Source organism: Clostridium magnum DSM 2767, from assembly GCF_001623875.1.
Taxonomy (GTDB): Bacteria; Bacillota; Clostridia; order Clostridiales; family Clostridiaceae; genus Clostridium_AM; species Clostridium_AM magnum.
On sequence record NZ_LWAE01000001.1, the window covers coordinates 1,544,183 to 1,557,441 of the forward strand.

At 34.0% G+C, this 13,259-nt stretch carries 11 protein-coding genes and 2 rRNA genes; 12 read left to right on the plus strand and 1 reads right to left on the minus strand.

The window, feature by feature from the left end:
• The first annotated feature begins 48 nt into the window (after window positions 1-48).
• A complete protein-coding gene (locus CLMAG_RS07510) occupies window positions 49-1,242 on the plus strand; it encodes a pyridoxal phosphate-dependent aminotransferase (protein ID WP_066620484.1) in 1,194 nt (397 codons plus the stop codon).
• Between the two features lie 203 nt (window positions 1,243-1,445).
• Window positions 1,446-1,706 (plus strand): HPr family phosphocarrier protein, encoded by a 261-nt coding sequence (locus CLMAG_RS07515; RefSeq protein ID WP_066620227.1) that lies wholly within the window; start codon window positions 1,446-1,448, stop codon window positions 1,704-1,706.
• A gap of 48 nt (window positions 1,707-1,754) precedes the next feature.
• Here CLMAG_RS07515 and CLMAG_RS07520 read toward each other — a convergent pair whose 3' ends face one another.
• On the minus strand, window positions 1,755-1,964 hold the full coding sequence (locus tag CLMAG_RS07520) for a DUF378 domain-containing protein (RefSeq protein WP_066620230.1): 210 nt from the start codon (window positions 1,962-1,964) through the stop codon (window positions 1,755-1,757).
• Between the two features lie 211 nt (window positions 1,965-2,175).
• On the opposite strand from CLMAG_RS07520, the gene purB reads away from it, so the two are divergent.
• The 10 genes from purB to CLMAG_RS07570 all read left to right on the plus strand — a co-directional run.
• On the plus strand, window positions 2,176-3,606 hold the full coding sequence (gene purB / locus CLMAG_RS07525) for an adenylosuccinate lyase (RefSeq protein ID WP_066620233.1): 1,431 nt from the start codon (window positions 2,176-2,178) through the stop codon (window positions 3,604-3,606).
• A gap of 360 nt (window positions 3,607-3,966) precedes the next feature.
• Window positions 3,967-6,030, plus strand: coding sequence for a glucose-specific PTS transporter subunit IIBC (ptsG, locus tag CLMAG_RS07530; RefSeq protein WP_066620235.1), 2,064 nt, complete (start codon window positions 3,967-3,969; stop codon window positions 6,028-6,030).
• Between the two features lie 133 nt (window positions 6,031-6,163).
• On the plus strand, window positions 6,164-6,415 hold the full coding sequence (locus CLMAG_RS07535; RefSeq protein ID WP_066620236.1) for a hypothetical protein: 252 nt from the start codon (window positions 6,164-6,166) through the stop codon (window positions 6,413-6,415).
• Between the two features lie 205 nt (window positions 6,416-6,620).
• The gene (locus CLMAG_RS07540; protein ID WP_341420053.1) at window positions 6,621-7,163 is read left to right on the plus strand and encodes a 2'-5' RNA ligase family protein; all 543 of its coding nucleotides are present in this window, start codon (window positions 6,621-6,623) and stop codon (window positions 7,161-7,163) included.
• Window positions 7,164-7,280: 117 nt separating this feature from the next.
• The gene (locus CLMAG_RS32315; protein WP_066620237.1) at window positions 7,281-7,676 is read left to right on the plus strand and encodes a hypothetical protein; all 396 of its coding nucleotides are present in this window, start codon (window positions 7,281-7,283) and stop codon (window positions 7,674-7,676) included.
• A 161-nt stretch (window positions 7,677-7,837) separates the two neighbouring features.
• Window positions 7,838-8,263, plus strand: a complete 426-nt coding sequence (locus tag CLMAG_RS32320) for a hypothetical protein (protein ID WP_066620244.1) — start codon at window positions 7,838-7,840, stop codon at window positions 8,261-8,263.
• Window positions 8,264-8,441: 178 nt separating this feature from the next.
• On the plus strand, window positions 8,442-8,855 hold the full coding sequence (locus CLMAG_RS07555) for an acyl-CoA thioesterase (protein WP_066620247.1): 414 nt from the start codon (window positions 8,442-8,444) through the stop codon (window positions 8,853-8,855).
• A gap of 399 nt (window positions 8,856-9,254) precedes the next feature.
• A complete protein-coding gene (locus tag CLMAG_RS07560) occupies window positions 9,255-9,902 on the plus strand; it encodes an alpha-L-arabinofuranosidase C-terminal domain-containing protein (RefSeq protein WP_066620256.1) in 648 nt (215 codons plus the stop codon).
• A 684-nt stretch (window positions 9,903-10,586) separates the two neighbouring features.
• A 16S ribosomal RNA gene (locus CLMAG_RS07565) occupies window positions 10,587-12,096 on the plus strand.
• A gap of 380 nt (window positions 12,097-12,476) precedes the next feature.
• Window positions 12,477-13,259: ribosomal RNA gene (locus CLMAG_RS07570) — 23S ribosomal RNA — on the plus strand; the annotation flags it as partial.

Sequence of the window (13,259 nt, forward strand, 5' to 3'; positions counted from 1 at the left end):
TTGTTGCATAGTTGGGGCTGTAAAATTATGGTATATGGAGGAGATAAAATGATATTATCAAGAAAAGCTCAACAAATTGAGCCATCCATTACTCTAGCTATAACAGCTAAAGCAAAAAAGATGAAGGCAGACGGAATTGATGTTATAGGCTTTGGAGCAGGGGAACCAGACTTTAATACTCCTGAATATATTCAGAAAGCGGCTATAAAGGCTATAAAAGAAGGATATACAAAATATACTCCCGCATCAGGAATTATGGAGTTAAAAAATGCTATAGTTGAAAAATTTAGAAAAGATAATGGATTAGAGTACAATACTTCCCAAATTATAATATCTACTGGAGCGAAGCAGAGTTTAGCAAATGTTTTTGCAGCAGCTTTAAATCCAGGCGATGAGGTTATAATTCCGGTACCTTATTGGGTAAGTTATCCAGAGTTGGTTAAGCTTCAAGGTGGAGTGCCTATATTTGTGGAGACAGAGGAAAATAACGGATTTAAGTATACTATTGAAAAATTAGAAAAAGCTATTACAAAGAATACAAAAATGATACTCATAAATAGCCCTAATAATCCTACAGGCACTGTCTACAGCAAAAAAGAGCTAGAAGATATAGCAAACTTTGCTAAAGAAAAAGATATATTAATTTTATCTGATGAAATTTATGAAAAATTAATATATGGAGATACTAAGCATGTAAGTATAGCAAGTTTATCAGGAGATGCCTATCAAAGAACTATAGTTATAAATGGGGTTTCAAAGGCTTATGCTATGACTGGATGGAGAATTGGATATGCTGCAGCTAATAAGGAAATAGTTAGACTAATGTCTAATATTCAAAGCCATACTACTTCAAATCCTAATTCTATTGCACAATATGCATCAGTAGCAGCTTTAAAGGGTGATACTTCTTCTATGGATAGTATGGTTGCTGAGTTTAAGAATAGAAGAGATTATATGGTAAATGAGATAAACCGGATAGATGGGTTATCTTGTATAAAACCAGAAGGTGCTTTTTATGTAATGATGAATATATCAAAGACAATTGGCAAAAAGTTTAATGATGTAAAAATTGAAGACTCTATAAGCTTTTGTGATCAACTATTAGAAAGAGAAAAAGTAGCTGTTATACCTGGAATAGGATTTGGCATAGATAACTACGTAAGATTATCTTATGCAACATCTGCAGAAAATATTGAAAAAGGATTAGATAGAATAGGAAGGTTTGTTAAAGAATTAAAATAGCAAATATTTATCATTAAATATAGAATTGATTTCAATAAAGAATAGTGAAAATTTTAAAATCAAAAAAATATTATAAAAATTATCGAACTGTAACCATTTTCATAATAATTTACATGTTGAAAGATGTTGAAAACATGCTATAATGTTAAAAGAAAAGTTTGTCAAATAATATTATATAAAAATTTTTAATAGAGGTGAATTAAATGGTATCTAAAGAAGTTATAGTTAAAAGTGCAACAGGTTTGCATGCAAGACCAGCAACATTGCTAGTAAAGAAGGCGTCTTCTTTTAAATCAGACATAAGTATAGAATTCGACGGAAAGAAAGCAAACGTAAAAAGCTTAATTGGAGTATTGTCATTAGGAGTTACTAAAAATGCAAATGTAAATGTTGTTGCATCTGGTGATGATGAAGCATTAGCTCTTGAAGAAATAGTTAAATTATTAAATTCATTAGAAGAATAGTAGACAATAAATAAAAGGCTCAAATAAGTTGAGCCTTTTATTTATTGTTTAAAGCTTTTTTGTTTTAAACAATAGCATTAGCATGTCCACACCGGAAACACCAATTAAAATATAAATTATTCTACCTATTAAGTTTGTAGGCTGACCGAAAAGAGCATCTACAAGATTAAAATTAAATAAACCTATAAGTCCCCAGTTTATTGCTCCTATGATTACTAAAATCAAAGAAACTTTGTCTATAAGTTTAAACTTATACATAAATACCTCCAAATCTCTATAAATGTTATTTTAGTAAATTATATTAAATTGACAGAAAAATAGAACAGTTTGTACATAAATTATTTTAATAATGTAGTTATAAAATATATAAAATACGAACATAATATATATGAAATCTTATAAATATATGTTATAATGTGAATGAAAGAACTATAAATATAAATTACATACGTACGGAGGTGCTTTTGAGATGAAAGATGTATACAATACACCGTTAAATACTAGATATGCTTCCAAAGAAATGAGTTATTTATTTTCAGAGGAAATGAAGTTTAAGACATGGAGAAAGCTGTGGGTGGCTTTAGCTGAGAGTGAGAGGGAATTAGGATTAAATATTACAGAAGAACAAATAGAAGAGCTAAAAGCAAACATGGATAATATAAATTACGAAGTTGCTGAAAAGAGAGAAAAAGAAGTAAGGCATGATGTTATGAGTCATGTATATGCTTATGGACAGCAGTGCCCTAAAGCGAAGGGTATAATACACCTAGGGGCAACTAGTTGCTATGTAGGGGATAATACAGATTTAATAATCATGAGAGAGGCTTTGCTTATTATTAAGAAAAAAATACTTAATACAATTAATTCTTTAGCTAAGTTTGCAATGGAATACAAAGATATGCCTACTCTTGGATTTACTCATTTGCAGCCAGCTCAGTTGACTACAGTAGGTAAGAGAGCTACTCTATGGATTCAAGATCTTTACTTAGATTTAGAGAACCTAGAGTTTGTGATAGATCATATGAGATTTAGAGGAGTAAAAGGTACAACTGGTACTCAAGCAAGTTTCATGGAGTTATTTAATGGCGATGAAGAAAAAATAAAGTTGTTAGATAAAATGGTTACAGAGAAGATGGGTTTCGAAAATGAATTTATGGTAACAGGACAAACTTACTCAAGAAAGGTAGATTCAATAATACTAAATACTCTTTCAGAGGTTGCTCAAAGTGCATATAAATTTAGTAATGATATGAGACTCCTTCAAAATATGAAGGAAATGGAAGAGCCTTTTGAAAAAAATCAAATAGGTTCATCAGCTATGGCTTATAAGAGAAATCCAATGAGATCAGAGAGAATAGGAGCTTTAGCAAGATATATAATAGTAGATGCATTAAATCCTGCTATAACAGCTTCAACTCAGTGGTTTGAAAGAACATTAGATGATTCTGCAAATAAAAGAATAGCAGTAGCGGAGGCGTTTTTAGCATTAGATGGAGTGCTTAACCTGTATATGAATATATCAGAAAATATGGTTGTATATCCAAAGGTTATTGAAGCTCATGTGAAAAGTGAACTTCCATTTATGGCTACAGAGAATATAATAATGGGAGCTGTAAAAAAAGGTGGGGATAGACAAGAACTTCACGAAAGAATAAGACAGCATTCTATGGAAGCAGGGAAAGTAGTTAAAGTAGAAGGAAAAGAAAATGATTTAATAGAGAGAATTATAAATGACGAATTCTTTAATATAACAAAAGAAGAGATGACAGCATTGGTAGACCCTAATAAGTTTATTGGAAGAGCTCCAGGGCAGGTAGTAGACTTTATTGAAAGTCAGATAAAACCTATACTAATCAAAAATCAAAATTTGCTTGGAGAAGAAGCAGAAATAAATGTTTAAAAAGTTTTAAGATTTTTTTAAGAAAAGGTATTGAAAAGTTATTAATGCTCTGATATAATAAAAAACATAACAGGTCGGAAACATTACTACAGAGTAATTCATGAAAAAGTTTACGACTTGTAAAAAGTAAATAATAATTTGCGTGTTACTGATTCGATCAGGCATGAGCAAAAGTTTTTTAGGGCTAGATTTATATCTATCTATACTAGTGAGGTAGATATATTCTAAACTTAAATACTTTGCTCATGCCTTTTGTGTTTTAGGGCACAATAAAATTAGTTTGTGAATTAATTCAAGTTTTTTAGCAAACAATAATTAAAATTAATGAATTATTTTTGAGGAATGAAAGGAGTTAACTATATGTCTAAAAACAGTAGTCTTTTTGGTAAACTACAACAAATTGGTAAAGCGCTAATGCTTCCAGTTGCAATATTACCAGCTGCAGGTATTTTACTTGCCTTTGGTAACATGTTTCAAAACCCTAACTTCTTAAAATATGCAACATTTTTAGGTGGTCATGGTTTCCAAACTTTTGCTAAAGTTATGGAACAATCAGGAGATATTATATTTGGTAATCTATCATTGTTATTCGCAGTAGGTGTTGCGGTAGGACTTGCGGGCGGAGAAGGTGTTGCAGGACTTGCAGCAATCGTTGGTTTCTTAATAATGAATAAAACTTTAGGAATAGTAGCAGGAGTTACTCCAGAGGTATTAGCTAGCGGAAATCCAGCTTATGCATCAATTTTAGGTATTCCATCACTACAAACAGGTGTATTTGGAGGTATCCTAGTAGGGGTTGTTGCAGCACAGCTTTATAAGAAATTCTTTAATATAGAATTACCTTCATATTTAGGATTCTTTGCAGGAAAGAGATTCGTTCCAATTGTAACAGCAGTAACAGCTATATTTTTAGGAATTATACTTGTATTCATATGGCCACCAATTCAGCATGGATTAAATTCATTCTCAAGAAATATGATTGATGCAAATCCTACAGTGGCAGCATTCATATTTGGTATTATTGAAAGATCATTAATACCATTCGGATTACATCACATATTTTACAATCCATTCTGGTATCAATTTGGAGAGTATGCAAGTAAAGCAAGTGGTGCGATTGTAAGAGGAGACCAAACAATATTCATGGCTCAATTAAAAGACTTCACTCAGTTTGGTGTACTTAGCAACGGTGGAACACAATTTACAGCAGGTACGTTTATGGTAGGTAAATTTCCATTTATGATGTTTGGATTACCAGCAGCAGCACTTGCAATGTATCATGAAGCAAAACCAGGAAAGAAATTAATAGCAGGTGGTATACTCGCATCAGCAGCACTAACTTCTTTCTTAACTGGTATAACAGAACCGATAGAATTCGCATTCTTGTTCGTTGCACCAGTATTATTTGGAATTCATGCTGTATTTGCAGGTTTATCCTTCATGGTAATGCAACTATTAAATGTTAAGATAGGTATGACGTTCTCAGGTGGTTTAATAGACTATATCCTATTCGGAGTTATACCAAATAGAACAGCATGGTGGTTAGTAATACCAGTAGGTTTAGTTTTCTCAGTAATTTATTACTTTGGATTTAGATTTGCTATAAGAAAATGGGATCTTAAGACTCCAGGACGTGAAGAAGATGTTGAAGATGAAGGAGCATCTAATGTTCAAGGTTCAGAATTACCATCAGCAATATTAGCAGCACTAGGCGGAAGAGAAAATATTACTAACTTAGATGCTTGTATAACTCGTTTAAGAGTAAGTGTTAATGATGTTAAAAACGTAGATAAGACTGAACTTAAGCGATTAGGTGCAGCAGGAGTTATGGAAGTTGGAAACAATGTTCAGGCTATATTTGGAGGAAGATCAGACCAGTTAAAGACTCAAATTCAAGATATCATGGCTGGAAGAGTTCCAACAGTTGTGAAAGATTCTCCTAAGAAAGAAGCAGCAATTACAAAATCAAATGATAATATCTTTGTTGCTCCAATAGATGGAAAGATATTACCTATAACAGAAGTTCCAGACGAAGTTTTTTCACAAAAAATGATGGGTGATGGATTTGCTATAGAACCAGCAAATGGAGAAGTTGTATCACCTGTAAATGGGGTAATAACAACTGTTTTCCCAACAAAACATGCTATTGGAATAACTGCAGATAACGGAAGTGAAATATTAATTCACTTTGGTATAGACACAGTAAACCTAAAGGGTGAAGGACTAGAAGCCTTAGTAGAGCAAGGTGCTAAAGTTAAAGCTGGTCAGCCTATACTAAAGGTAAACTTAAATGAAGTAAAAGGAAAAGTTCCATCAGTTATTACACCAATTGTTTTCACAAATTTAACTGAAGGTCAAACAGTATCAGTTAAGAGCGGAAATCAAGTAAAACGCGGACAAAAAAATATTGTAACTATTAAATAATTGAGAATAGATGGCTAGTGTATACTTAAAATTGTATATACTAGCCTCTTTTATTATTTAAGTGTCATAATATTTACTTCATTTTAATATTTTTATAACAACAGCATGATACTATAATTATGAGGTGAGTGTGTTGACAACACAAATATATCAAAGTCCTGATTTTAAAATTTATAAGGCAGGAGATGGTTATATAGTGCATAATACACATAAGAGTTTTAAAGAAGGTCATACCCATGTAAAGAAATATGATACATGTATGGTTATGATTAAACTAATTAAAAGAAAGCAATTACCGAAAAGTAGGAGTAAGCGATTTATTGAAAGCCTCATAAGGATAAGTGACGATAAAAAGTATACAAATATGATAACGAACTGTATTTAAAGAAAATCTCGAGATTTAATCTCGAGATTTATTGATTTTATCCGCTGACTACCTGCTCTAATATTCACATCTTTTTTAAAAAAGATAATTTTTAGTATTTAAGTAATATAATATTCTTAAAAAAAGGCATAACTAAAAGCGTATACTAAAAAATAATTCCTTAAGGTGGATAACTAGCATACGGTAAGTATAATAAATGAAGGGAATGATAAATTTGGATAGATATGTATTAGTTTGTCTTATAGAGGGCAAAGCTGAAAAATTTCATGATGGGCTCGTTAGTTCCGTTTGTCAAAAGTTTAATAAAAGACGTCAAAAGTTACCTGCGCATATAACTCTAAAGGCACCTTTCGAAACAGATAAAATATCGGAAATGGAAAGAGTATTAGAAGATTTTACAGCTAAGAGAATTAAAACTCCTATAAAAGTAAGTGGATTTGGTAAATTTAGAAGAGATGTTATCTATATGGATGTTGAAGTATCACAGGAAGCAAAAGAAGTTCATGATGAACTTATAGAGGAACTTATTAAAATACCTTGGATTGAATTTAAGTCAAATGAAGGCAAGGATAAAGTATTCCATTGCACTATTGTTTCTAGAAGAATTCAGGATAAATTTAAAGAAATATGGGACTATGTAAATGAGCATACCTATGTTTTTAAACTATATTTTGATAACTTATCTCTATATAAGTGGAAAGATAATACATGGGTATTATATAGGAAATTCAAGTTTAGAGAACAATAGTAAATTCAGAAGAATAAGGAATTTATTTATCGTTAGGTTTTAATAATAAAATCCGTAACTGGTAATAGATAAAAAACATATTATGTAGTAATACTAGGAATTTACGGAGGTAATGTTTTGAAAAAATCAAATAATGATATGGATAAAATAATGGATTTGTTTCTATACATGTTTCCTAAATACCTAGATAAAATATATGAGCAAACACATAACAGAGATATAATAAAAAATGATTCTTCAGAAAGGATTCAAAAAAAAGCTGTTCCAAAGGGAGATAAAATTAAAACTATTAATAAGGATCATAATCATGATAAGGATGCAAGTAAAACTGAAGTTTCAAAAAATGATTATAAATTAAAAGAGAATAAAAATGATAATTTAGTAAAAGCAAATGGTAACAATATTATATCTAAGAGGGGTGAGGGTATAATGGCTAATAAAGTTGAGGATAAAGATATAGATAGAGAAAAAGATATAGATAAAAATAAGAGTATGGATAAAATAAAGATATAGATGTAGATAAAGATAAAGATATAGATAAAAATAAAGATATATATATAGATAAAGATAAAAATATAGTTAAAGATATAGTTGTAAATAAAGGTAAAAATAAAGATATAATAGTTGATGCTGATATTACAAAAAATGAGATTTATAATAATTGTATTGATGGAATGGAAAAAATACTGAAAGAATTAATAGAAGAAAAAGTTGATATATCTATTGCAGATTCAACAATGTTTTTACTCAATGCTGTTACTGTATTAAGTGTCGAAGGTACTATTGTTAAATTAAAAACTACGGTAAACAATACTATAGTAATACCTATACAGGAAATAGTAGCTATAAGAAGTAATTTGATTTATGGTATAAGTTTTAAAAATAACTGTGATCTAGAAGTTTGTAAAGAAGGGGAAAGCCTTAGAAGATATTTTGCATCAATCATAGGTAAGAAGGTTTCGATTCAAACTAAAGGCGAGGGGGAGTTTAAGTATATTAATAGTAGAATTGTAACTGGTACAGGTAAGGGTATAGTAATTATTGAAGGAACTATAGCAATTTCTCTTTCAAAAATTAATCTAATCGAAGAAATCACATAAAACTTATAAAATAATTTTGATGGGCATAAGTTAATATAAAGTACCATAGTGAATGATAAAATAAAGGACGGTTAAGCTGACCTTTATTTATCGCTTTTTCAATAAATATAGACAAAATCCATAATTAAGGTAAAATAGATTTATATACAAAAATATTAGAAAAGGTGGCATAATTAATATGTATATAAGTGAAACTAAACTAAAAGTAAGGTATGTAGAGACAGATCGTATGGGAATAGTTCATCATTCAAATTATTATGCTTGGTTTGAAGTGGGCAGAGGGGATTTTATTACAAAATCAGGAATGACATATAGTGATATGGAAAAGCAAGGTGTAATGATGCCACTTGTAGAAACCTATTGTAAATATTATGAAGGTGCTAAGTATGATGATGATATAATTATACAGACATCCATAGGGGAAATGAATCCGGTAAAAGTTATTTTTAATTATAATGTAATAAGAGAACTAGACGGTAAATTATTGGCAAATGGAAAAACAACTCAGGCTTTTGTAAATAATCAATTTAAAATAATTAATCTTAAAAAGGTACATAGTGAACTTTGGGAAAAGCTTGAGAATCTAAAATAAAAACATTATATAAAAAGACCTGCAGATTTACTTTCTGTAGGTCTTTTTCTTCAATTTGTAGACTTGTATAATTAATGCTTCAAAACTTTGTTATTTTTATGCATAGATATATTATATATACAATGTTAAAATAATTGCATAATATAGGTTAATTAAAAGAGTGAGTTGGAAAACTAATTTCCAGTAGCATTCAAAATGACTCCTAAGTGTTTTTAGTGCGGAGCACTCTTAAAATTACTATTTTTATTTAATTTAACTTTAAAAAATGGTATAGCAAAGCTAACTCACCGATAGGTGAATTTTTTGAAAACTTAACAATTATTTAGGCTAGCTTACTTTATTTACAGCTAACTCTAAAATGTCTAATATGTTGTTTTTTAGAGTTAGCTGAGCATCCAAGTGAATATTCATTTTGATGAATGGAATGTATGGTATCAAAAGAAACAAACCCGTTTTCCGTGGGAAGTTGCTCCGCCTATACTTGAGGATATATACTCCCTTGTTGATGCATTAGTATTTGGAGGAATGTTATGTATCCTTTTAAATAATGCGGACAGAGTGAAGATGGCTTGTTTAGCTCAACTTGTAAACGTTATACCACCTATATTCACAGAAAAAGGTGGCAGAATTGTTAAACAGGCTATATTCTATCCATTCCAGCAAGTATCTAATTTTGGAAGAGGAGAAGCCTTAAAGCCTATTGTGAAATGTTCAACTTTTGAGTCAAATCTGTATGGTGAAGCACCAATAGTTCAATCAGCAGTTACATATGATAAAGAAAACGAAACTGTAACGGTATTTGCTTTAAATTGTGACCAACAGGAAGATATACAATTTACGATAGATTTTAGATCCTTTGAAAATAGTATTCCTATTAAACATGTAGTTTTAGATGGACCAGATTTATATGCTCAAAATACTTTTGGTGAACCAGATAAGGTTAAAACTGGAAATGTAAAAATAGAATCAAATCAGGGTGGTATTATAGATGTGATAATTCCGAAGCTTTCATGGAATATGATAAGATTTAGCACTAGTAATAAATAAATGGGGCTTTAAGAGTAACTGATTGATTTGAAAATAAATATTTTAGACTTACTAACTTGGCGTAAGTTTCCTGATTTATAGCGAACTCCTCTTCCTAACGTCAGAGGAGTAATCGATTCACACAAAATCATAGATTTTGATTCTCTGCTTAAATGGGAGTTCAACGCGAAGTAAGCCATGCATTCGCAGCTCTAAAATTCAGATGGGTTAAAAGATCCCCATTTGAATTTTAGAGCTTGCTTCAATTCAAAATGTAGGTCCTGTAATTTTTACGCAGGGACTTATGATTATTTTGTGTGTGAATTTCTTTCAGATTCATTTGACTTAATTGGACTAATACTGCAAGGCATAGCAGTTGTGATTAGTCGTATTCACAATAGATTAGCATAGTTCAAAGAACTGCCTTAATAATTAAAAAAGTATTGACAATAATTTAATTTGTATGATACTATATAAAAGCTGTGAACAACACATAACTGTGACATTATGCAGTGAAAGAAAAGTGTTGACAAAGCAAAATAGGTATGATAAACTAAATAAGCTGTCGATGTGAATCGACATGATCCTTGAAAATTAAACAGAGGTTAAAAGTCAAAATGACTTTTATTAAATAAACTAAACCAGCAATTCTTTAACTACTATAATATAGTAGTGAGTAAAAAAAATAATGAGCATTCAAACTTTTAAATTGAGAGTTTGATCCTGGCTCAGGACGAACGCTGGCGGCGTGCCTAACACATGCAAGTCGAGCGATGAAGCCCTTCGGGGTAGATTAGCGGCGGACGGGTGAGTAACACGTGGGTAACCTGCCTCAAAGAGGGGGATAGCCTCCCGAAAGGGAGATTAATACCGCATAACATTGGTTTTTCGCATGGAGAACTAATTAAAGGAGCAATCCGCTTTGAGATGGACCCGCGGCGCATTAGCTAGTTGGTGAGGTAAAGGCTCACCAAGGCGACGATGCGTAGCCGACCTGAGAGGGTGATCGGCCACATTGGAACTGAGACACGGTCCAGACTCCTACGGGAGGCAGCAGTGGGGAATATTGCACAATGGGCGAAAGCCTGATGCAGCAACGCCGCGTGAGTGATGAAGGCCTTCGGGTTGTAAAGCTCTGTCTTTTGGGACGATAATGACGGTACCAAAGGAGGAAGCCACGGCTAACTACGTGCCAGCAGCCGCGGTAATACGTAGGTGGCGAGCGTTGTCCGGATTTACTGGGCGTAAAGGATGCGTAGGCGGATATTTAAGTGAGATGTGAAATACCCGAGCTTAACTTGGGTGCTGCATTTCAAACTGGATATCTAGAGTGCGGGAGAGGAGAATGGAATTCCTAGTGTAGCGGTGAAATGCGTAGAGATTAGGAAGAACACCAGTGGCGAAGGCGATTCTCTGGATCGTAACTGACGCTGAGGCATGAAAGCGTGGGTAGCAAACAGGATTAGATACCCTGGTAGTCCACGCCGTAAACGATGAGTACTAGGTGTAGGAGGGTACCACCTTCTGTGCCGCAGTTAACACAATAAGTACTCCGCCTGGGAAGTACGATCGCAAGATTAAAACTCAAAGGAATTGACGGGGGCCCGCACAAGCAGCGGAGCATGTGGTTTAATTCGAAGCAACGCGAAGAACCTTACCTGGACTTGACATCCCCTGAATAGTGCAGAGATGCATGAAGCCCTTCGGGGCAGGGAGACAGGTGGTGCATGGTTGTCGTCAGCTCGTGTCGTGAGATGTTAGGTTAAGTCCTGCAACGAGCGCAACCCCTATCATTAGTTGCTACCATTAAGTTGAGCACTCTAGTGAGACTGCCCGGGTTAACCGGGAGGAAGGTGGGGATGACGTCAAATCATCATGCCCCTTATGTCCAGGGCTACACACGTGCTACAATGGTAGGTACAGAGAGATGCAAGACCGCGAGGTGGAGCAAAACTCAAAAACCTATCCCAGTTCGGATTGTAGGCTGCAACTCGCCTACATGAAGCCGGAGTTGCTAGTAATCGCGAATCAGAATGTCGCGGTGAATACGTTCCCGGGCCTTGTACACACCGCCCGTCACACCATGAGAGCTGGCAACACCCGAAGTCCGTGAGGTAACCTGTAAAGGGGCCAGCGGCCGAAGGTGGGGTTAGTGATTGGGGTGAAGTCGTAACAAGGTAGCCGTAGGAGAACCTGCGGCTGGATCACCTCCTTTCTAAGGATAATACAGACAGGTAATGCTGTCTGAAAGACTGGTTTAGCCTCTGTTTAATCTTGAGGGATTATTTACTAGTTGATTTTAACTAATCAATGTAGTATGATGTATCTCCAATTGTTCTTTGAAAATTGCACAGTGAAGAAACGTTAAACAACGCAATTGTTTAACAAAATAAAAGTAAAGCTAAAGGTAAATTACTTATACGAAAGTATATTTAACACCTTTGTAGATTTTTATGAACTAAAACTAGAAAATTGATAGTAACGAGCAATTCGAGGAAAGGCTTGAATGAGGAGCGGAATTTACTGACTGGTAAATGAGCACCGCAATGAAAGACTTGACGAAGAAGTGCGAAGTTAATAGCAATTTTCGGTATAGGTCAAGCTACAAAGGGCGCATGGTGAATGCCTTGGCACCAGAAGCCGAAGAAGGACGCGATAAGCTGCGATAAGCTTTGGGTAGGCGCAAATAGCCAGTGATCCAGAGATTTCCGAATGGGGCAACCCACATTACGAGCAGTAATGTACTGTAAACTGAATTCATAGGTTTATAGAGGTATACCCGGGGAACTGAAACATCTAAGTACCCGGAGGAAGAGAAAGAAAAATCGATTTTCTAAGTAGCGGCGAGCGAAAGGGAAAGAGCCCAAACCAGGAACTTGTTCCTGGGGTTGCGGATAGACCATAAATACTGCAATTTTTTAACTGAAGAGAGCTGGAAGGCTCCGCCGTAGAAGGTAAAAGCCCTGTAAGTGAAAGAAAAGAGCAGTCAGGTCTAATCCAGAGTACCACGAGACACGTGAAACCTTGTGGGAAGCAGGGAGGACCACCTCCCAAGGCTAAATACTAACTGGTGACCGATAGTGAAGCAGTACCGTGAGGGAAAGGTGAAAAGAACCCCGGAAGGGGAGTGAAATAGAACCTGAAACCGTGTGTCCACAATCAGTCGAAGCACTTTTATGTGCGACGGCGTGCTTTTTGTAGAACGAGCCAGCGAGTTACGATGTGTAGCAAGGTTAAATACTTAAGGTATGGAGCCGAAGGGAAACCGAGTCTGAATAGGGCAAAGAGTTGCATGTCGTAGACCCGAAACCGGGTGACCTATCCATGGACAGGTTGAAGCGGAAGTAAAATTCCGTGGAGGACCGAACCACGTTGGTG

Excerpts from the sequence above, each read along its gene's own strand:
- ptsG (WP_066620235.1), top strand. The coding sequence starts at position 3,967 with ATGTCTAAAAACAGTAGTCTTTTTGGTAAACTACAACAAATTGGTAAA.
- CLMAG_RS32320 (WP_066620244.1), top strand. The coding sequence starts at position 7,838 with ATGGAAAAAATACTGAAAGAATTAATAGAAGAAAAAGTTGATATATCT.
- purB (WP_066620233.1), top strand. The coding sequence starts at position 2,176 with ATGAAAGATGTATACAATACACCGTTAAATACTAGATATGCTTCCAAA.
- CLMAG_RS07540 (WP_341420053.1), top strand. The coding sequence starts at position 6,621 with ATGATAAATTTGGATAGATATGTATTAGTTTGTCTTATAGAGGGCAAA.
- CLMAG_RS07555 (WP_066620247.1), top strand. The coding sequence starts at position 8,442 with ATGTATATAAGTGAAACTAAACTAAAAGTAAGGTATGTAGAGACAGAT.
- CLMAG_RS07510 (WP_066620484.1), top strand. The coding sequence starts at position 49 with ATGATATTATCAAGAAAAGCTCAACAAATTGAGCCATCCATTACTCTA.
- CLMAG_RS07515 (WP_066620227.1), top strand. The coding sequence starts at position 1,446 with ATGGTATCTAAAGAAGTTATAGTTAAAAGTGCAACAGGTTTGCATGCA.
- CLMAG_RS07520 (WP_066620230.1), bottom strand. The coding sequence starts at position 1,964 with ATGTATAAGTTTAAACTTATAGACAAAGTTTCTTTGATTTTAGTAATC.